The sequence below is a fragment of the Salinicoccus hispanicus genome, from assembly GCF_009831115.1.
Taxonomy (GTDB): Bacteria; Bacillota; Bacilli; order Staphylococcales; family Salinicoccaceae; genus Salinicoccus; species Salinicoccus hispanicus.
Genome location: NZ_WUUK01000001.1, coordinates 180,933 through 199,754 on the forward strand (window position 1 = coordinate 180,933; position 18,822 = coordinate 199,754).

An 18,822-nucleotide genomic window follows, 5' to 3' on the forward strand; every position below is an offset into this window, starting at 1 on the left:
TGTTTGAAATCGCCATTGCAGTTATATATACTGATGTTAGTACCAACTACTAAATGAGGTTGACATATGGCGAAATATAAGAAAAGAGAACGCCAGGAGCTTCTGATCGAAAGAGTATCGACAGATCCCTTCCTGACTGATGAGCGCTTATCTGAAATGTTTGAGGTCAGTATACAGACGATCCGGCTGGATCGCCTGGAATTGAATATTCCCGAGCTTCGGGAACGCATCAAGCACGTTGCCAGGGAAGAGACGGATAAGATCCGGAGCCTTTCACTACAGGAAGTGGTCGGTGAAATCATTGATATCGAACTCAACCACCATGCGCTGTCACTTTTCATTGTAGAGGAAGGCCACGTGTTCAGGAAGAATCAGATCGCCCGTGGACACTATCTGTTTGCGCAGGCCAATTCCCTGTGTGTCGCAGTCATTGATGAACCACTTGCACTGACGAAATCGGCCCAGATAGAGTTCATCAAGCCGGCAAAACTTGGTGACAAGGTGATATCAAAGGCGGTTGTCGTGAGTATGGAAGGCAGGATTGCCGCCATTACAGTCGAGTCGAAAATCGAACAGCGCCTCGTATTCAAAGGGCGTTTTGAAATGTACTATACAGGTGAAGGTGAAAAAAATGGTTAAAATTGCAGTCGATCTAATGGGTGGAGACAATGCACCTGCAGAAATTGAAAAGGGAGTACTACAGGCTGTCGAAGTGGACCAGTCGATTGAAATACTGCTCTTTGGACTTCGAGGTGCCTACACAGGCGATCACCCCCGAATACAGTTCATCGAAGTCACTGAAAAGATCGAATCGGAAGATGACCCTGTCCGCTCAGTGAAAAGGAAGAAGGACAGTTCACTTGTCAGGGCATGCCAGGCAGTGAAGGACAAGGAGGCGGATGCCTGCATCTCAGCCGGCAATACGGGCGCGCTGATGAGTGCGGGACTGTTCGTGGTCGGACGCATCAAAGGCATCGAACGTCCGGCCATTGGAACGCTGCTCCCAACGACGAATGCAAGCGGTAAGGGGATGATGCTGCTTGATATGGGTGCCAACGTCGACAACAAGCCGAAGCACCTGCACCAGTTCGCACTCATGGCGGATATCTACATGCGTGATAATGAAGGACGCAGCAACCCGACCATCGGGCTTGTCAATAATGGCAGTGAAGAGAATAAAGGCAGCGAGATGACGAAAGAGACGTACAAGCTGCTGAAGGACAGCGGATTGAATTTTACCGGCAACTTTGAAACACGCGATATCCTCACAGGTAATGTTGATATTGCAGTGACGGATGGATTCACCGGCAATGTCATACTTAAAACAATCGAGGGCACTGCCATGGCACTCATGGGGGAAGTGAAGAACGCTTTTCTGAAGAATGCCAAAAACAAGATTGCAGCCTTGATATTGAAAAAGGATGTACAGTCCATCAGAGATCTGCTCGACTACCGCCATTATGGCGGAGCGCCGTTGCTCGGGCTCGATGGTAATGTTTTGAAGGCCCATGGATCCAGTGACAGTACAGCAATCGTATCGGCCATCAGGCAGGCTAAAAGAATGGCCCAGTCTGATGCCATCACCAAGATTAAAGAAAGTGTGGGAGAGGAATGAAGAAACTGATTCTATTTCCAGGCCAGGGCGCGCAGTATGGCGGTATGGCCAAGGATATATATGAAAATTCCCCGGAAGGGCGGACACTGCTTGATGAAGTATTCATGAATGTGGACTTCGACCTGAAGTCGATCATGTTCGAAGATGATACGCGTCTGAACCAGACTGAATATACGCAGCCTGCCCTGTTTGCTCACAGCCTTGCAGTGCTTGCAGCAACAGGCATCAAAGGCGATATCGTGCTTGGACACAGCCTCGGTGAACTGCCGGCGCTTGTTCACGCCGGTGTGCTTAGCGTCAGGGACGGTGTAAGGGTTGTCGCAAAGCGCGGTGAACTGATGGCGCAGAGTGAAGGCGGCGGCATGGCTGCTGTCATCGGCATGGAACGCGAAGCACTCGAAGCGCTATGCGCGTCCCTTTCTGATGACACACGGAGAATACAGCCGGCCAACATCAATGCGCCGGATCAGATCGTCGTTTCCGGCGATCGTGAACTGATCGAGTCATTCGCAGCTGAAGCGAAGTCGCATGGTGCGAGAAAAGTGATGCAGCTGAACGTGTCAGGCGCGTTCCATTCCTACTTGATGGAACCGGCCCAGCAGGCATTCAGGGATTTCGTCGATGACATCGAATTCAACGCACCGGCCATTCCGGTCATCCAGAATGTTTCTGCCAGACCGGAGACGGATCCGGAAACGATCAGGGTACAGCTCATCGATCAGCTGACGCATCCCGTGCGTTTTGTCGAATGCATCGAGACGGCGGTCGAAAATGGTGTGACGGAAGCCGTGGAAGTCGGACCGAAGAAAGTATTGAACGGGCTGGTAAGAAAAATAGATCGTTCCATCAGCACATCCAATATCGATACGATGGAGCAGGTAAAGGAGTTCAACAATGGGTAATATTGCACTTGTAACAGGCGCCTCCAGAGGCATCGGCAGAAGCATCGCGCTGAAGCTCGCAGAAAACGGCTATACGGTCATCGTCAACTATTCCGGTTCCAAGGATAAGGCGGAAGCTGTAGTATCAGAAATTGAAGATGCAGGCGGCAAGGCGGAAGCACTGCAGTGCCAGGTCCAGAACTTTGATGAAGTGAAAGAGATGGTCAAGCATATAACGGATACGCATGGTTCAATCGATGTCGTCGTCAACAATGCAGGCGTCACAAAGGATAATCTGCTAATGCGGATGAAGGAGACGGAATGGGACCAGGTTGTCGATGTCAATCTCAAAGGCACGTTCAATGTCATCCAGAACGTCGCCCGTCCGATGATCCGTCAGAAAGGCGGCCGGATCATCAATGTCTCAAGCATCGTCGGTTCACTCGGCAATGCCGGCCAGACGAACTATGTCGCTTCCAAGGCAGGCATCGACGGCATGACGAAATCGGTGGCCAGGGAACTTGCACCGAAAGGCATTACAGTCAATGCCGTAGCACCGGGATTCATTGAAAGCGATATGACGGATGTACTCTCCGACGATATCAAATCACAGATGCTGTCCCAGATTCCATTGAACCACTTCGGCAATACTGATGATATTTCCGAGACGATCGCATTTCTGGCATCCGGTTCTGCACGCTATATTACTGGTCAGACCATTCATGTAAATGGTGGTATGTACATGGGCTAGACCCTGTGGTACCATTGGAGGGAGGTGAAGAATAATGGCAAACTTTGATAAAGTAAAAGACATCATCGTGGACAAACTTGGAATCGATGAGGAAAAAGTAACAAGAGATGCATCTTTCAAGGATGACCTTGGTGCAGACTCTCTAGATATCGCTGAGCTTGTTATGGAACTTGAAGATGAGTTCGAAATGGAAATTCCGGATGAGGAAGCTGAAAAGATCAAAACAGTAGGCGACGCTCTGGATTACATCGACAAACTGGAAGCGAAGTAATGATAAAATCCACTTTTCGAAGTGGATTTTATTTTTATGGGCAAACTTTTATTCAGCATGACAATCATTTAAAATAGTGGAATGGAGGCGGATATGATGACCAGCAGAATGACTTTCAAAGCAATTGAACAGCGTATCGACAAGGACAGGCATGCAAAGCGCGGACTCGCGAAATTCCGTCAGGAGTTCAAGACGTTCATCGGACGGACGGGTATTGAAATCGAAGATGAGGCGCAGTATGTCCAGGCTTTCATGCACAGCTCCTACATCAACGATCTGCAGATGGACAAGATATACAATAACGAACGCCTGGAATTTCTCGGGGATGCTGTACTAGAATTGATGGTTTCAGATTATATATATGAGCGGTTCAAAGAATTGCCGGAAGGCGATCTGACCAAACTCAGAGCCAATATAGTATGTGAACCCTCACTTGTAGTATTCGCAGAAAAACTGCAGATGCAGCCCTTGATACTGCTCGGCAGAGGAGAGGAGAAGACCGGTGGACGCGAGCGTCCGTCAATCGTCTCCGACACATTCGAGGCATTTCTCGGTGCGCTGTACCTGGATCAGGGCTCTGATGCAGCAAGACGATTCCTTGAACGCCACGTATTTCCTGAAGTGAAGGATGGCGACTATAATGCCGTCATCGACTATAAGACGGCACTTCAGGAAAGAATGCACAGGACACATGGACAGAGTGTCGCATACCAGCTGCTCGAATCCACAGGCCCGAGTCACGACAAGACTTTCGTGACCGGTGTCTATACGGATGGGGAGATGATCGGCAAAGGTTCCGGACGTTCCAAGAAGGAATCCGAACAGAAGGCCGCACAGCATGCTCTGGGAGAAATGGACAATAGGGAGAAAAAGTGATGGTATATTTGAAAGCAATAGAAGCACACGGCTTCAAATCGTTTGCCGATAAGGTGAATATACGGTTTGATGCTGGGGTCACTGCGGTTGTCGGTCCGAACGGCAGCGGGAAAAGCAATATCACCGATGCGATCCGCTGGGTGCTCGGCGAGCAGTCCGCCCGCTCCATCCGCGGCGTCAAGATGGAGGATGTCATATTCAACGGCACAACGGACCGCAAGCCGATGAACCATGCCTATGTCAGGCTGGAGCTCGACAATACGGCACGCACACTGCAGATGGATGCAGATGCGGTGCATATCACCAGAAAGCTCTATCGCAATGGAGATAGCGAGTACTTCATCAACAACGAGAAAAGCCGTCTGAAGGAGATCAATGAGCTGTTCCTGGATTCGGGTCTCGGCCGCAATGCATTCAACATCATTTCGCAGGGCGAAGTGGATGAAGTATTGAATGCCAAACCTGACCAGAGGCGCAGCCTGATCGAAGAGGCTGCCGGTGTAATGAAATACAAACTTCGCAAGAAGGAGTCGGAGAAGCGGCTTGAAGATACCGCTGCCAATCTGGATCGTGTCCATGACATCATCCATGAACTCGAGTCGAGGGTGCAGCGCCTGGAGAGGGAAAGTGCCAACGCCAAGGAGTATCTTGCGCTTAAGGAGGAGATGCGCCAGAGTGATATCGAAGTGACGGTACACGATGTGGACGCACTGCTCGCCACGCTGGAAACCGAAGCACAGTCGCTGGCATCCGCGGAACAGTCCATCGCGGCTGACCGGGAGACACTTGCGGACATCGAAGCACGCATGAACCGTCTTGCAGAGAAAAGGGACGATCACGATCGCAAAAATCGTACGCTGAATGCCAGACTTGTCGACCTGTCGAAAAAACTCGAGCAGACCAACGGACAGATTGCCCTCTATAAGGAGCGGAAAGACAACAAGGGGCAGGCAAGCGAAGATCTGAAAGTCCGGCTCGAGACTTCAACGGAGCGCCATGACAGTCTCCACCAGCAGCATGCGGAAGTCCTTGAAACACTTGATGAGCTGGAACGGACATCCGAAAACCTTGAGCAGGCCATCAAAGAGGCACGAAAAGAACGCCAGGAACTGATGAAGGACCACAGTGGTGAGATCGAGCAGCTGAAGGATCAGTACTATGATCTGATGGTTCAGAAGACGACACTGGAAAATGAACATCGTCGTGCAGAAGATGAGAAATCACGTCTTGGCGACAGCATACGCCAGAAACAGGAACGGCTCGAGTCGCTGAAGTCCACTCTGGAAGAGGAAAAGGCCCGTCATCTGACGCTCGAGCAGCAGTATGAGGCAACACGCAGTATACTGTCCGAAAAGCGGGAGGCATTCCAGGAAGCGAACACCAGGATGGCAGCACTCCAGTCGCAGTATGATAAGGAACGGGAAAAGCTGGATACAGCCAGGCGCTATATCGACCAGCAGTCATCGAAACTCGAGATGCTGACCACCATGCAGAATGAATACCGCGGATATTATCCCGGTGCACGCTTCATTTTGAAAAACCGCAAGCAATCAGACGGCATCATCGGTTCAGTCGGTGAGCTGCTGTCGACCGATGGTGAATATGTCAGAGCGCTTGATACTGCGCTTGGTGCACAGGCCCAGAATATCGTTACCACAGACGAACACAGTGCCAAGCTGGCCATCAGGCGCCTGAAGGAGGCCAAAGCTGGCTTTGCCACTTTCCTGCCGATGGATATCATCAGGCACAAGCATATTCATTCGGATATCAGAAATACGATCGTCCGGTCATCCATTGATGTGCAGATCATGTCGGAAATCGTCCATTACACAGCGGATATTCCGAATGTCGTCTCCCACCTGCTCGGAACCACGCTTGTTACAAGATCGATGGATGATGCGACGAAGCTAGCAGGTGAGATCGGCCACAAGCTTCGCATTGTGACTGTCGATGGTGAAACGATCATGCCGGGCGGTGCAATGTCGGGCGGCTCGAAAAGTTCCAAAAGCTCCATCATCGAAAGCCAGCGTGAACATCAGGAAACAAAAGAGAAGCTTGAAGAATACCAGGAGAAAACGCAACATATGGCGAAATCCGTCACTCGTCTCGGGGAAGACCTGGCGGATCAGATGGTTCTAAAAGACAAGCTGGAGGCAGAAGGCAGGGAGATTGCCGAGCAGAATGAAACCGACCATGCTGAAATAAGACGGCTTACGTACCAGATTGAAGCAAAAGAGGAAAACGCGGCAATCCTTGAAGAGGAACTGAAGGCAATTGATGCCCCGCTTGATAGCCGTGACCATGCTGAACAGATCAGAGCTGTCGATGCCGACCTCGAGGCACTGGATGTACGCATCAGAAGAATGAGTGCTTCCGACCAGGATAAGAAGGAGACACTGCGGCAGCTTACTGATGAAGGTCATTCAATGGAACGGGAGCTTGCGACGGTCAGTGAACGTCTCACCCATTCGAGGAATGAAGCCCGACGTCTGGAAGCCGAACTGGCCGATGCGCTATCTGCGGTCCGGGATATAACCGCCCGACAGAAGATGCTCGAGCAGGATATCGGCACACTTGATATCGAAGCGCTTGAGGCACAGAGGGAGACGCTCAATCAACAGGTCTCAGAGCTTTATGAAGCAACCGAAGAGGCAGCATCGCTGCAGCATGAGATGAAGCAGGAGTACGCTTCGCTGCAGGAATCGAAAGATGACCATCTCAAGCGCCTGGATAGTCTGCAGGATGCTTTGAGAAAGCATAGCGGAACGAAGGAAAAGCTGGATGTCCAGATTGAACAGAAGATCGAATATTTATCGGAAACATATAAAATGACGTATGATAGAGCAAGAGAGGAATACCAGGACTTCACGAACATCGATCAGAAGCGGATGAAGATATCGCTGAACAGGAAGAGCATCGAAGAACTGGGACCGGTGAACCTCGGAGCAATCGAGGAATTTGAACGCGTCAATGAACGCTACTTGTTCCTTAAAGCGCAGGAAAGTGACCTGTATGAAGCAAGACAGACACTGCTTGAAGTCATTGAAGAAATGGACGAAGCAGTGGCCGTACGGTTCCAGTCTGCCTATGATCAGGTCAACCAGCACTTCGGAGAAGTGTTCAGGCGGATGTTCGGGGGCGGCCAGGCTGAACTCAGACTGACCGAGCCCGGCAACTACCTGGAATCGGGTGTCGAGATATATGCCCAGCCACCGGGGAAGAAGTTGTCCACGCTTTCCCTCCTGTCCGGAGGAGAGCGTGCCCTGACGGCCATCAGTCTGCTGTTCGGCATATTGAAGGTACGTGTCAGCCCATTCATCATACTGGATGAAGTGGAGGCGGCACTCGATGAAGCGAATGTACTGCGCTATGCACACTATTTGAAGCAGCTTTCACAGGATACCCAGTTCATCGTGATCACCCACCGCAAGGGAACGATGGAGGAGAGTGACCGTCTGTTCGGCGTGACGATGCAGGAGCGCGGAGTCAGCCAGCTGATCAGCGTGGATCTTAAGGATTATGAAGAAAATACGAGAGAGGAAGAGACAGTGTGAGCTTTCTAAAGAGACTAAAAGACAAGTTCCAGCCGAAAGGTGACGAGCCTGAACTGCAGAAGCAGGAAACGCTTGAATCCCAGAGCGAAGCTCTGGATGATGGCCTGATCAGCATAGAGGCATTCGAGGAGTGGGAACAGGAGCAGATCGGCTACAAATTCAAAGCCGGTCTTGAGAAAAGCCGTGAAAAGTTCCAGAATGAGATCAATGAGCTCATGGCACGCTACCGTACAGTGGATGAGGACTTTTTCGAAGCACTTGAAGAAGTGCTGATCTCAGCCGACGTCGGCTTCAATACAGTGATGGAGCTGACCGACGAACTGCGTCACGAAGCGAAAGTGAAGAATATTACGGAAACGGCCGACCTCAGGGAGACAATCGTTGAAAAAATGGTCGAAATCTATGAGCGTAATGATGATCTTCCTGAAACGGTGAACATCCAGGAAGACGGCCTGTCCGTCATTCTTGTCGTCGGTGTCAATGGTGTCGGCAAGACGACAAGTATCGGTAAACTTGCCTACAAGTACAAGCAGGAAGGCAAAAATGTGATGCTCGCTGCCGGAGATACATTCCGTGCAGGTGCAATCAGCCAGCTTAGAATATGGGGAGAGCGCGTCGGTGTCGATGTTATCTCTCAGGCAGAAGGCAGTGACCCTGCTGCTGTAATGTATGACGCCGTCAGTGCAGCCAAAAAGCGTGGCGCAGACGTCCTCATTTGTGATACGGCCGGCCGTCTGCAGAACAAGGGCAACCTGATGAATGAGCTTTCAAAGATTAAAAAAGTCATCCAGAAGGTGGTGCCTGAAGCACCTCATGAATCCCTGCTCGTGCTCGATGCTACAACCGGTCAGAACGCACTGAGCCAGGCTAAGGCCTTCAAGGAAGTGACCGATGTTTCAGGTATTGTCCTGACCAAGCTTGATGGGACTGCAAAGGGTGGAATCGTGCTGGCGATCAAGAATGAACTCGGCATTCCGGTCAAGTTTGTCGGTCTTGGTGAGCAGCTGGATGATCTGCAGGAATTCAGTGCAGAAAACTATGTGTACGGACTGTTTGCCGACATGGTCTCCGATGCCGAGGAGATTGCGGACGATGAAGAAGGTGGCAAGGAGTGATCGAAGGTCTTGAGCGCACGACGCGCATGAACTACCTCTATGACTTCTATCACACGCTGCTGACGGATAAGCAGCGCAAGTATATCGAGCTGTACTACCTTGAGGATTTTGCCTTCAGTGAAATTGCCGAAGAACTTGAAGTGACAAGACAGGCGGTATATGATAATTTAAAGCGGTCGAAAGATCTGCTCGAGCATTATGAAGGCAACCTCGGCATGTACAGGAATTTTGTAACGAGACAGTCTCTCCTCAAACGTCTGAGGGAGAAACTTGAACATAATGAAGATAAAGAAACCGCAACAATTTTAGATGAGCTTGAAGCGCTCGATTAGGAGGAGAAAATTATGGCATTCGAAGGTTTAGGAGAACGCCTCCAGGCGACGATGGATCGCATAAAGAGCAAGGGGAAGGTCACGGAGTCGGATGTAAAGGTGATGATGCGTGAAGTGCGTCTGGCACTGCTTGAAGCCGACGTCAATTTCAAAGTCGTCAAGGAGTTCGTCAACCAGGTCAAGGAACGTGCCCTCGGGTCGGACGTCATGCAGTCCCTGACACCGGGACAGCAGGTCATCAAGATCGTCAGGGAAGAGCTGACGGATCTGATGGGTGGAGAGAACCAGAAGATCACACTGGGTACAAAGCCGCCGACAGTCATCATGATGGTCGGTCTGCAAGGTGCCGGTAAGACGACGACTGCAGGTAAGCTTGCACTGCATCTCAGAAAGAATTTCAATAAGAAACCGATGCTTGTTGCAGGCGATATATATCGTCCGGCGGCCATCGACCAGCTCGAGACGGTCGGCAGACAGATCGATGTTCCGGTGTTCTCGCTGGGTGATCAGGTCAAACCTCAGCAGATTGTGACCGAAGCACTGGATCATGCCAAAGCAGAGCATCTGGATACAGTCATCATCGATACAGCGGGCCGATTGCATATCGATGAGAACCTGATGAATGAACTGAAGGATATCAAGGGAATTGCCAACCCGCATGAAATCATGCTCGTTGTTGATGCAATGACCGGACAGGATGCAGTCAACGTCGCCGAGTCGTTCAATGACCTCCTCGATATCACGGGTGTGACACTGACCAAGCTTGATGGCGATACACGAGGTGGTGCAGCACTATCCATCCGTTCTGTAACTGAAAAGCCGATCAAGTTCGTCGGTATGTCGGAGAAGATGGATGGGCTTGAAGCCTTCCACCCGGACCGTATGGCCCAGCGCATACTCGGCATGGGTGATGTGCTTTCCATCATCGAAAAGGCACAGGCCAATGTGGATGAGACGGATCAGAAGGAACTTGAGAAGAAGATCAAGGACCAGAGCTTTACGCTGGATGACTTCCTGGCCCAGATGGACCAAGTCAAGAACCTCGGCCCACTGGATGAACTGCTGAAAATGATGCCTGGTGCCAATAAGATCAAGGGGCTCGACCAGATGCAGATGAGTGGCAAGGAGATTGATCACGTCCAGGCCATCATCCGTTCAATGACGATGAAGGAACGTGAAAATCCCAGCATCATCAATGCCAGCCGCAAGAAGCGGATTGCCAGAGGTTCCGGCCGCAGCCTGCAGGAAGTCAACCGTCTTCTCAAGCAGTTCGGGGATATGAAGAAAATGATGAAGCAGATGACGAGCCAGAAGGGCAAGAAGAAGAATCCATTCGGCAATATGGGTCTGCCATTCTAGAACGGATATCCTGTAAAGGAAAAGGTCTTTACAGGATGTTTTATTTCTGTTATAGTAGTAAAAGTGAAATTGAGAAATTGAAAGGAGTTAATAAAAATGGCAGTTAAACTTAGATTGACACGCATGGGTTCCAAAAAGAAACCTTACTACCGTATCGTTGTTGCGGATTCCCGCAGCCCGAGAGACGGTCGTATCATCGAACAGATCGGTTCATACAACCCGACTATAAAAAGTGATGACAATGTAACACTTGATGAGGAAAAAGCACTTGCATGGTTGCAGAATGGTGCAAAACCAAGTGATACAGTACGTAACATCCTGAGCAGCAAAGGTGTTATGGAACGTTATCACAATGCTAAACTCGGGAAATAATCCCGTATGAAACAACTGCTTCAAACAATTCTTGAACCGATGCTCGAACATCCCGAAGTGCTTGAGATCGAAGTCGAGGAGACGGAATATGATGTCTCCTTGAGGATCAGAGTCCACGAGGACGATGTGGGTCGTGTAATCGGCAGGCGCGGACGCATGATTAAAGCGGTGCGCACCATCCTGTCGAATGCAAATCACGGCAGTTCAAAGAAAGTGTTTGTTGATGTCGACTAGGCACACCGGGCGGTGTGCCTTTTTTATATCGTTATCATATTTGAGGAGGCAAATAATGAAAATCAGTATCGGCCGCCTGGTCAATTTCCACGGCATTCGTGGAGAAGTGAAAGTGCTGAGCGATTCGGACTTTGCAGAAGATCGTTTTTCACCCGGCAGCAGTGTAGAGGTAAAGGGTACTGCCTATACCATCGACAGCTACCGCAAGCATAAGAACTTTCATATGCTAAGATTTGAAGGCGTTGGCAACATCAATGAAGTGGAGCATCTGAAAGGTTCGGAAGTGCTTCAGGAAGCAGAGGCAGTGGAGCTGCCGCTTGATGAAGGGGAATACCACTATAGGGATATCATCGGCCTTGAGGTATTGCTTGAAGGCACACTGGAATCAATCGGCAACGTTTCCGATATCTTCGAAACCGGTGCAAACGATGTCTGGGTGGTCGACGGTGAGAAGCAGTACATGATTCCCTATATTGAAGATGTGGTGAAGGATATCGATCTCGAGCGGAATCGTATCATCATTCATCCGATGGAGGGACTGCTGGATTGAATATTCATTATTTGACACTGTTCCCTGAAATGTATGAAGGGGTGCTTGGCACGTCCATTCTTGGTCGTGCGAAAGAGAAGGGCATCGTCAGCTATCATGCGGTCAATTTCCGCGACTACTCCGGAAACAAGCATAACAAAGTCGATGATTATCCGTACGGTGGCGGCGCCGGCATGGTGCTGAAACCTGAGCCGGTATTCAATGCAATGGAAGCGATGGATCTCAAATCGCCGCGTGTCATCCTGATGTGTCCCCAGGGCCGTCCATTCGACCAGAAGATGGCCGAGGAACTGAGCGAAGAGGAGGATATTGTCTTCATCTGCGGACACTATGAAGGGTATGATGAACGCATCCGTACACTGGTGACGGATGAAGTATCGATCGGCGACTATGTACTGACCGGCGGAGAGCTTGCGAGCCTGACGATGACCGATGCCATTGTCAGGCTGATTCCCGGTGTGCTGAGCCGTGAGGAGAGCCATCAGGAGGATTCCTTCAGCACCGGCCTGCTTGAGCACCCGCACTATACCAGACCGCGTGAATACCGCGGCATGGAAGTGCCGGAAGTACTGCTCAATGGCAATCATCGGCTGATCGAGGAATGGCGCCGTGAGGAAAGCCTGAAACGTACGAAGGAAAGAAGGCCCGATCTGCTTTCCGACCAGTAGAATGATTTTACATTTTTCCCGTTGAAACCGCATGATGATTATGGTAATATTATACGAGTGTCAAAGCACACATATACACAATCATCCGCTGCTATGATGGGCAAGATAATTGGAAGAAGGAGAAGATAATATGTCACAGCAATTAATCAGTGATCTGACAAAAGAACAGCTTAAATCAGATTTGCCACAATTCAAACCTGGAGATACTGTACGTGTACACGTACGTATCGTCGAGGGTTCACGTGAGCGTGTCCAGGTCTTTGAAGGCGTAGTAATCAAGCGTCGCGGAGGCGGAATTTCCGAAACATTCACAGTCCGCAAGATTTCCTACGGTGTTGGTGTTGAACGTACATTCCCTGTACACACTCCAAAAATCGAGAAGATCGAAGTAACACGCCGTGGTCGTGTACGTCGTGCGAAACTGTACTACCTGCGCAACCTGCGTGGTAAAGCTGCACGTATCAGAGAAATCCGATAGAACCACAAAAACGCCTGACAGTTGGACTGTCAGGCGTTTTTTATTTGAATAGGCGTTTCAGTCGTCTCCTGATTCCGAACAGGTCCAGATAGACGAAGCTGATCAGCAGGGACAGTATGCTGATTATTAATGTCAATGTGTAGTAGGGTGGCGAGTAGGAGATCGTGATGACACGATCATCAGCACCAGGCGTAAATCCGGTCATCAGGTAGTTTGCACGGAAAGCTTCAAGGTCTCCGGAATCGTCGCCTGTGACCTTCATGCCATCGCGATAGACGATCGGCACACTGGCTATGCCTGCTCTTGGGTTTTCCAGGGTAATCTGGTAGGCGTTGCCCTGTTCCGATACAGTGTACCGGGGATCCGGTCTTGCGCTTTCCTGTTCAAGCACTTCATAGTCTTCGACATGGACGGACTGGAGTTCCACTGCGTACTTTCCGCTTGAGAAGGTGATCGGCACTTCTTCTTCCAGTTCGACCCGATACAGGAGATCATCCGCATATGTCCGGTATTTGCTTGTGGCAAATAGCCTTTCATTCGGATAGCCGTCAACATTGATGGTGAAGCGTTTATTGGGTTCGATCATTTCGACATGCATTTCAATGTAGACATCCGCATTCTGGTACTGGTCGAGCAGTGGGTCGAAATTGAAGCTCAGTCCACCCCCATCTTCAGGCACTTCAAGTACCCCATCCGAATAGGTGGCATTCTGTGCTTCGACTGAAACTTCATCGAGTACATTTTCCATCGGTTCGGCTGATGCAGTCGGTTCAAGCGCATCTGTAACAATTCCGCTGATCATCGCGTGCTCGCGTTCTAGCGGATGAGTGAGCGTGTCGGGATCATAGATGTCTGTGGCATACCTCATGAAGGGCAGAGGTGCTTCATTTTCATATATGGTATATGTGCCGTCATCGATGATCGGACTGAATTCCAGTGGTATGCCATAAGTGTCATCCTCCCGCATCATATAGTCCACATTGAACAGGGAGAACAGGTTGCTGCGCGACTGGAAGGTGGAATAGCGGCTGATGGTTTCATAGCGGATGTTCACTTTCAGATCATTGTAGTAGAAGTCGATGATGTCACCATCGATGATGCTTGAATAGATGCTTGTACCATTGAACCCCATATACATCGGTGTGTTATCCTGATTCCTGACTTTATAGTCAAGCTTCTGCTCAGGCGTTTTCATGTCCTGCACGAGTTCGACATTATGTTTCTGCAGATCACTGGCGTAGTGGTTGCTGCTGATATAGAAAAGGTGATTGCGATCGGTGATGCCATCATGATAGATCTGCGTATTGGTGTGGGAAGCGCTCACCATTACTGTAAGCAGGACGAGCAGAACAGCATTTGTTCCTTGCAGTAGAGGCTGTCTGCCTTTCAGATAAACAAGCAGGAATCCGACCAGATGGATGACGGGCACCAGATAGACCCAGACGACGACATCCTCTTTCCAGTATATGGAGAATGCCAGAATGATATAAACCGGTATCAGGCTGAACAAATATTGTCTTAGGCTGATCTCCCTGAAATGGGCAAAGTATTGTGCGATGAGCACAGCATGGAAGAAAACGAGCATATAATGCCATCGCTTCTGCGGCTGCTGGAACCCATTGAACAGCATATCGATGTAGGGAGACAGGGTGAACAGCATGAATACGATTGTGAGTACGGCGAATACTTTATAGAAGTAGCGCTTATACAGCTTTATTGTGAAAAGAGCCTGTATTGCGATGAACAGGATGATGATGAGGTAGTTCTCATAGAAGATGTTGTCCTGCCAGTCGAGCTCCGCGAACATCGGCACGTCCACATCATATTCACGACCGTCATTATTCAGAAACCCGCGTACCGCATGGAAAAATGCGACAGTGGATATGCCTGCACCGATTATGGCGGAAGGCACCGCAAGCTTTATCGTCCCGATGCGTGGCAGGTCGCCCTGCTTCCTGAACAGGAGGCGGATGCCCAGATAGACGATGGCGATGATGAGCTGATAGTACCCGAAGTAGAAGTTGTTGATCAGAGTGGCAGCCGTTGCAAAGATGAACAGGCCTGGCTTCTTCTTCCGGATGAGCAGCTCCAGTGCCCAGAGTGTCAGCGGCAGCCATATGAAGACATCACTGAAGAAGGACCAGAAAACCGTAAATCTGAAATAGGTCGGGGATGCTGCGAAGATGAATCCGCCCAGTATTCCGTACAGCGGACCGACACCAAGTGTGCCAAGGAACCGATATGTAAAGTAGATGATGAGAAATGCTTTCAGGATCGATATGAAAAATGCATTATATGCCCAGAAATCCACCGTCGAAGTGTCGAATCCAGTCAGAAGTTCTCCGGCTCTGATAAAGAGGATATTGATATAATAGATGATATTCGTCGAATAGTAGTAGGCAAGGTCCGTGTAGAAATCACCGCCAAGCCCGAAGTCGGTATCGTAGAACCATATGCCTTCCTTGAACTTCTCATAGAGATAGAGCTGCATGGGCAGCATCTGCTCGAGCCCATCATTGGCCCCTGTCATGAATACCTGCCTTTTGGAATCATCAGGTGCCAGGAACCGCCACAGTACGTAGACGTGGGAGATGATTGCCAGGAGTGCGATGACCATGATGTGCCTTAGGCCATAGAGCCGCGATTTCATTGTATTCATCCAATCAACCTTTCTTGTCTTTCAGTACCCACCGTGTAATGCCATAGGTAATGGGTACAGTGACGATGAGCACCGGCAGGGGTGCAAGTATTTCATTCCAACCCAGCTGGTCGACCAGTACATATAGAAGCAGTGTCTGCATTCCCATGTTGATGACTTGCGTCAGTGGGAACTTGAGGAACTTGATCAGTGTTGGTCTGACACCATATACAAAATAGCAGTTCAGAAAATAGGAGATGATGAAAGCCGTGATGAAGCCCCCGAGGTGCGCTGCAATGTAGAATAGTCCGGTGTATACAAGGATGGTATACACCCCATAGTAGACGGCTGTATTGATCAGACCGACAAGAACGAAGCGGGCGAACTCGCTAGTGATACTGCTTCTCATGGTGTCCTCCCTGCTCTGTTTCGTGCTCAGATGATTCCCTGACGATGTATTTCGGCCGGTTCTTTGTTTCTATATAGATGCGGCCGACATACTCGCCGATGATGCCGAGCGAGAAGAGCTGGATGCTCCCGAGCAGAAGCAGGCTTGCTATGATGGTGAAGTATCCGGGAACTTCGACACCATGAATGGCAATGTTGACGAACATATAGAAAATGTAGGCAAGGGAGGCCATGAGGACGACGAGTCCCAGATAGAAACACACTCTGAGCGGGCGGTGGTTGAAGGCGCTGATGCCATCTATCGCATAATCGAGAAGCTTCAGTGGATTGAATGTCGAACTGCCGGACTCGCGTTCAATATGATCGAATTCAATCACCGTCTTGTTGAATCCGACCCATTCGAAAATGCCTTTTGAGAATCGATTGTTCTCGCTGAGCGTCAGAATGGCATCAACCACTTTTCTTGATATCAGCCTGAAATCGCCCTCGCCGTCTTCAAGATGGACAGTACTGGTGAAATTCATCAGCTGATAGAAGAGCTTTGAAGGGAGACGGCGTGAGAGCGGTTCTCGTGCCTTGTTTCTTTTCGCGACCACCTGGTCGAAGCCCGCCTCATACTGCTCTATGAGCTCTGAAATCAGTGAGGGCGGATGCTGCATATCCCCGTCCATGATGATGACGGCGTCCCCTGACGCCTTCTCGAGGCCGGCAATGATGGCAGCTTCCTTGCCGAAATTTCTGGAAAATGAAAGGTAGCTGACTTCAGGTCCGGCTATTTTTCTAAGCTCGGAAAGTGTGGCGTCAGTCGATCCATCATCGATGAAGATGGTCTCATACGACCGGCCAAGAACGGCCATTACGGATACAATCTCTTCGTGCAGTCCGGGTATATTTTCCGCTTCATTGAGTACAGGAACAACAATCGAAATCATTTTCCCACCTCCTGTCATTTTATTAAACATTGGTATTATTATATAATATAGAAATAAAATAATGAAACAAAACAAAAAAGATATATAAGTAGAGGTGCTTCACAATGAGTATCAACTGGTTTCCAGGCCATATGGCAAAAGCAAGAAGAGAAGTAGAAGAGAATCTGAAGAAGGTGGATGTGGTCATCGAGATACTGGATGCAAGAATCCCGCATTCAAGCCACAACCCGATGCTGGATGAGATCACCCAGCATAAGCCGAGAGTCGTTGTGTTGAACAAGGTCGATATGGCCGACAAGAAGGAAACCGATGCATGGATGGCGAAATTCAGAAGCGAGGGCAAATACCCGGTGGCACTTGATGGCAGGAACAACCAGATCATCAAGAAGATCGAACCATTGGCCATTCGCGCCACAGCAGAAATTTTTGAACGCATGGAGAAGAAGGGCATCGGCCGCCGGGCAATACGAGCGATGATCATCGGCATACCGAACGTCGGCAAATCGACCGTCATCAATAATGTTGCCAAAAAGAAGGTCGCAAAGACCGGCAACACACCGGGAGTAACGAAACAGCAGCAGTGGATCAAGGCGGGGGAACAGATGGAACTGCTCGACACGCCGGGTATTCTGTGGCCGAAGTTCGAAGATGAAATTACAGGCAGAAAGCTGTCGTTGACAGGTGCCATCAAGGATGCGGTAGTGCCGCTTGATGAAGTGGCCATCTACGGTATCGAGTTTCTTCTGGCCCACGATCCGGACCGGTTCAATACGTTCTACAACATCAATGTGTCGGCATCGGACGAAATCGTCGATATCTTCGATGCCATCGGCAAGTCACGCGGTCTGAAAGCAGGCGGCAATGAAATCAACTATGAAGCGGTCACCAACCGGGTGATCTACGATATCCGCAATGGCAAGATTGGCAGCTATACTTTCGATGAGGCGGATGCATGAAGACGATAAAAGAGATAGAAATGGAAATATCGGCCTGCACTACAATGGATGAGATCAACGCGTCCATGCATGTCAATGATGATCGTAAAGGCGTCATCAGACTGCTGGATAAGCATCGCAGGCGCATTGAAAATGAAAGCATGCTGGAGGATAAGTACAGGGCCATGAACCGCTATGAGGATGCTCTCCGGGACGATGTACAATACATTGCAGGCATTGATGAAGCGGGCCGCGGACCGATTGCCGGCGAAGTCGTGGCTGCGGCTGTCATACTGCCCGAAGACTTCCATCTGCCGGGTCTTGATGATTCGAAGAAGCTGTCGTCAAACAAGCGGCTTCGTTTCCGCGAAATCATCATGGAACAAACCGATTATGGCATTGGTATCGCGAGTGTCGAAGAGATCGATGAACTGAACATCTACCAGGCCAGCCGGCTGGCCATGAAGCGGGCAGTGGAAAATCTGGCCCGGGTGCCGGATCATCTGCTTGTCGATGCCATGACAATCGGTGTAGGCATTCCGGAAACATCAATCATCAAGGGGGATGCGAATTCCGTGTCCATCGCTGCAGCCAGTGTCATTGCCAAAACAGAGCGTGACATGATGATGGCGGCCTATGATGCGTCATATCCTGGCTATGGATTCGGCGGCCACAAGGGATACGGGACAAAGGACCATCTGAAAGCGCTCCATTCCCTTGGTGCAAGTGAAATCCACAGGCAGACGTTCGAGCCTGTAAAAAGTGTTCTTTTCCCTAGATAATTTTGTGAATTCAGTTTACTTTGATGAATACCTTTTCTATAATTGGGTGGTAAGGTTTAAAAAAGTCTTAG

At 49.8% G+C, this 18,822-nt stretch carries 20 protein-coding genes; 17 read left to right on the forward strand and 3 right to left on the reverse strand.

Features of this window, described 5'->3' with window-relative positions; translation table 11 throughout:
- The first annotated feature begins 66 nt into the window (after nt 1-66).
- The 15 genes from fapR (at nt 67) to rplS (ending at nt 13,056) form a co-directional block, all read left to right on the forward strand.
- Nucleotides 67-639 (forward strand): transcription factor FapR, encoded by a 573-nt coding sequence (fapR, locus tag GQ671_RS00875; RefSeq protein ID WP_160651275.1) that lies wholly within the window; start codon nt 67-69, stop codon nt 637-639.
- Entirely contained in the window at nt 632-1,615 is a 984-nt protein-coding gene (gene plsX, locus GQ671_RS00880; RefSeq protein ID WP_160651278.1) for a phosphate acyltransferase PlsX, read from the forward strand. The genes fapR and plsX overlap by 8 nt, the downstream gene beginning before the upstream one ends.
- Nucleotides 1,612-2,517: an ACP S-malonyltransferase gene (gene fabD / locus GQ671_RS00885; RefSeq protein ID WP_160651281.1), complete on the forward strand. Its 906-nt coding sequence runs from the start codon at nt 1,612-1,614 to the stop codon at nt 2,515-2,517. The genes plsX and fabD overlap by 4 nt, the downstream gene beginning before the upstream one ends.
- A complete protein-coding gene (gene fabG, locus GQ671_RS00890; protein ID WP_160651284.1) occupies nt 2,510-3,247 on the forward strand; it encodes a 3-oxoacyl-[acyl-carrier-protein] reductase in 738 nt (245 codons plus the stop codon). Before fabD ends, fabG begins: the two co-directional genes overlap by 8 nt.
- A gap of 34 nt (nt 3,248-3,281) precedes the next feature.
- Nucleotides 3,282-3,518 (forward strand): acyl carrier protein, encoded by a 237-nt coding sequence (locus tag GQ671_RS00895; RefSeq protein ID WP_160651287.1) that lies wholly within the window; start codon nt 3,282-3,284, stop codon nt 3,516-3,518.
- A gap of 108 nt (nt 3,519-3,626) precedes the next feature.
- Entirely contained in the window at nt 3,627-4,394 is a 768-nt protein-coding gene (gene rnc, locus GQ671_RS00900; protein WP_160653440.1) for a ribonuclease III, read from the forward strand.
- Nucleotides 4,394-7,948, forward strand: coding sequence for a chromosome segregation protein SMC (smc, locus tag GQ671_RS00905; protein WP_160651290.1), 3,555 nt, complete (start codon nt 4,394-4,396; stop codon nt 7,946-7,948). The genes rnc and smc overlap by 1 nt, the downstream gene beginning before the upstream one ends.
- Complete coding sequence (gene ftsY / locus GQ671_RS00910; protein ID WP_160651293.1) at nt 7,945-9,063, forward strand: signal recognition particle-docking protein FtsY; 1,119 nt, start codon at nt 7,945-7,947, stop codon at nt 9,061-9,063. The genes smc and ftsY overlap by 4 nt, the downstream gene beginning before the upstream one ends.
- Nucleotides 9,064-9,089: 26 nt before the next feature.
- Nucleotides 9,090-9,395 (forward strand): YlxM family DNA-binding protein, encoded by a 306-nt coding sequence (gene ylxM, locus GQ671_RS00915; protein WP_170288620.1) that lies wholly within the window; start codon nt 9,090-9,092, stop codon nt 9,393-9,395.
- Between the two features lie 12 nt (nt 9,396-9,407).
- A complete protein-coding gene (gene ffh / locus GQ671_RS00920) occupies nt 9,408-10,754 on the forward strand; it encodes a signal recognition particle protein (RefSeq protein WP_160651299.1) in 1,347 nt (448 codons plus the stop codon).
- 96 nt (nt 10,755-10,850) lie between these two features.
- Entirely contained in the window at nt 10,851-11,126 is a 276-nt protein-coding gene (rpsP, locus tag GQ671_RS00925) for a 30S ribosomal protein S16 (RefSeq protein ID WP_160651302.1), read from the forward strand.
- Nucleotides 11,127-11,132: 6 nt separating this feature from the next.
- Nucleotides 11,133-11,360: a KH domain-containing protein gene (locus GQ671_RS00930; RefSeq protein ID WP_160651307.1), complete on the forward strand. Its 228-nt coding sequence runs from the start codon at nt 11,133-11,135 to the stop codon at nt 11,358-11,360.
- 55 nt (nt 11,361-11,415) lie between these two features.
- Nucleotides 11,416-11,910, forward strand: coding sequence for a ribosome maturation factor RimM (rimM, locus tag GQ671_RS00935; RefSeq protein ID WP_160651309.1), 495 nt, complete (start codon nt 11,416-11,418; stop codon nt 11,908-11,910).
- A complete protein-coding gene (gene trmD / locus GQ671_RS00940) occupies nt 11,907-12,578 on the forward strand; it encodes a tRNA (guanosine(37)-N1)-methyltransferase TrmD (protein WP_160651312.1) in 672 nt (223 codons plus the stop codon). The genes rimM and trmD overlap by 4 nt, the downstream gene beginning before the upstream one ends.
- Nucleotides 12,579-12,708: 130 nt before the next feature.
- Nucleotides 12,709-13,056, forward strand: a complete 348-nt coding sequence (gene rplS / locus GQ671_RS00945) for a 50S ribosomal protein L19 (protein WP_160651315.1) — start codon at nt 12,709-12,711, stop codon at nt 13,054-13,056.
- Between the two features lie 40 nt (nt 13,057-13,096).
- Here the strand turns inward: rplS and GQ671_RS00950 are convergent, their stop codons facing one another.
- Genes GQ671_RS00950 through GQ671_RS00960 form a run of 3 tightly spaced genes read right to left on the reverse strand, consistent with a single transcriptional unit; the run spans nt 13,097 to nt 17,034 of the window.
- The gene (locus GQ671_RS00950; RefSeq protein WP_160651318.1) at nt 13,097-15,715 is read right to left on the reverse strand and encodes a YfhO family protein; all 2,619 of its coding nucleotides are present in this window, start codon (nt 15,713-15,715) and stop codon (nt 13,097-13,099) included.
- Between the two features lie 4 nt (nt 15,716-15,719).
- Nucleotides 15,720-16,103, reverse strand: coding sequence for a GtrA family protein (locus GQ671_RS00955; RefSeq protein ID WP_160651321.1), 384 nt, complete (start codon nt 16,101-16,103; stop codon nt 15,720-15,722).
- The gene (locus tag GQ671_RS00960) at nt 16,084-17,034 is read right to left on the reverse strand and encodes a glycosyltransferase family 2 protein (protein ID WP_160651325.1); all 951 of its coding nucleotides are present in this window, start codon (nt 17,032-17,034) and stop codon (nt 16,084-16,086) included. Before GQ671_RS00960 ends, GQ671_RS00955 begins: the two co-directional genes overlap by 20 nt.
- 104 nt (nt 17,035-17,138) lie before the next feature.
- Between GQ671_RS00960 and ylqF the strand changes: the two genes are divergently transcribed.
- Both ylqF and GQ671_RS00970 read left to right on the forward strand, forming a co-directional pair.
- On the forward strand, nt 17,139-17,990 hold the full coding sequence (gene ylqF, locus GQ671_RS00965) for a ribosome biogenesis GTPase YlqF (RefSeq protein WP_160651328.1): 852 nt from the start codon (nt 17,139-17,141) through the stop codon (nt 17,988-17,990).
- Nucleotides 17,987-18,751 carry a ribonuclease HII gene (locus GQ671_RS00970; protein ID WP_160651332.1) on the forward strand — a complete coding sequence of 255 codons (765 nt, stop codon included), beginning with the start codon at nt 17,987-17,989 and terminating at the stop codon, nt 18,749-18,751. Before ylqF ends, GQ671_RS00970 begins: the two co-directional genes overlap by 4 nt.
- Nucleotides 18,752-18,822: the final 71 nt, after the last annotated feature.

What these genes read in the sequence shown, in the direction of transcription:
- fapR (WP_160651275.1), top strand. Translation starts at nt 67, where the DNA reads ATGGCGAAATATAAGAAAAGAGAACGCCAGGAGCTTCTGATCGAAAGA.
- plsX (WP_160651278.1), top strand. Translation starts at nt 632, where the DNA reads ATGGTTAAAATTGCAGTCGATCTAATGGGTGGAGACAATGCACCTGCA.
- fabD (WP_160651281.1), top strand. Translation starts at nt 1,612, where the DNA reads ATGAAGAAACTGATTCTATTTCCAGGCCAGGGCGCGCAGTATGGCGGT.
- fabG (WP_160651284.1), top strand. Translation starts at nt 2,510, where the DNA reads ATGGGTAATATTGCACTTGTAACAGGCGCCTCCAGAGGCATCGGCAGA.
- GQ671_RS00895 (WP_160651287.1), top strand. Translation starts at nt 3,282, where the DNA reads ATGGCAAACTTTGATAAAGTAAAAGACATCATCGTGGACAAACTTGGA.
- rnc (WP_160653440.1), top strand. Translation starts at nt 3,627, where the DNA reads ATGACTTTCAAAGCAATTGAACAGCGTATCGACAAGGACAGGCATGCA.
- smc (WP_160651290.1), top strand. Translation starts at nt 4,394, where the DNA reads ATGGTATATTTGAAAGCAATAGAAGCACACGGCTTCAAATCGTTTGCC.
- ylxM (WP_170288620.1), top strand. Translation starts at nt 9,090, where the DNA reads ATGAACTACCTCTATGACTTCTATCACACGCTGCTGACGGATAAGCAG.
- ffh (WP_160651299.1), top strand. Translation starts at nt 9,408, where the DNA reads ATGGCATTCGAAGGTTTAGGAGAACGCCTCCAGGCGACGATGGATCGC.
- rpsP (WP_160651302.1), top strand. Translation starts at nt 10,851, where the DNA reads ATGGCAGTTAAACTTAGATTGACACGCATGGGTTCCAAAAAGAAACCT.
- GQ671_RS00930 (WP_160651307.1), top strand. Translation starts at nt 11,133, where the DNA reads ATGAAACAACTGCTTCAAACAATTCTTGAACCGATGCTCGAACATCCC.
- rimM (WP_160651309.1), top strand. Translation starts at nt 11,416, where the DNA reads ATGAAAATCAGTATCGGCCGCCTGGTCAATTTCCACGGCATTCGTGGA.
- rplS (WP_160651315.1), top strand. Translation starts at nt 12,709, where the DNA reads ATGTCACAGCAATTAATCAGTGATCTGACAAAAGAACAGCTTAAATCA.
- GQ671_RS00950 (WP_160651318.1), bottom strand. Translation starts at nt 15,715, where the DNA reads ATGAATACAATGAAATCGCGGCTCTATGGCCTAAGGCACATCATGGTC.
- GQ671_RS00955 (WP_160651321.1), bottom strand. Translation starts at nt 16,103, where the DNA reads ATGAGAAGCAGTATCACTAGCGAGTTCGCCCGCTTCGTTCTTGTCGGT.
- GQ671_RS00960 (WP_160651325.1), bottom strand. Translation starts at nt 17,034, where the DNA reads ATGATTTCGATTGTTGTTCCTGTACTCAATGAAGCGGAAAATATACCC.
- ylqF (WP_160651328.1), top strand. Translation starts at nt 17,139, where the DNA reads ATGAGTATCAACTGGTTTCCAGGCCATATGGCAAAAGCAAGAAGAGAA.
- GQ671_RS00970 (WP_160651332.1), top strand. Translation starts at nt 17,987, where the DNA reads ATGAAGACGATAAAAGAGATAGAAATGGAAATATCGGCCTGCACTACA.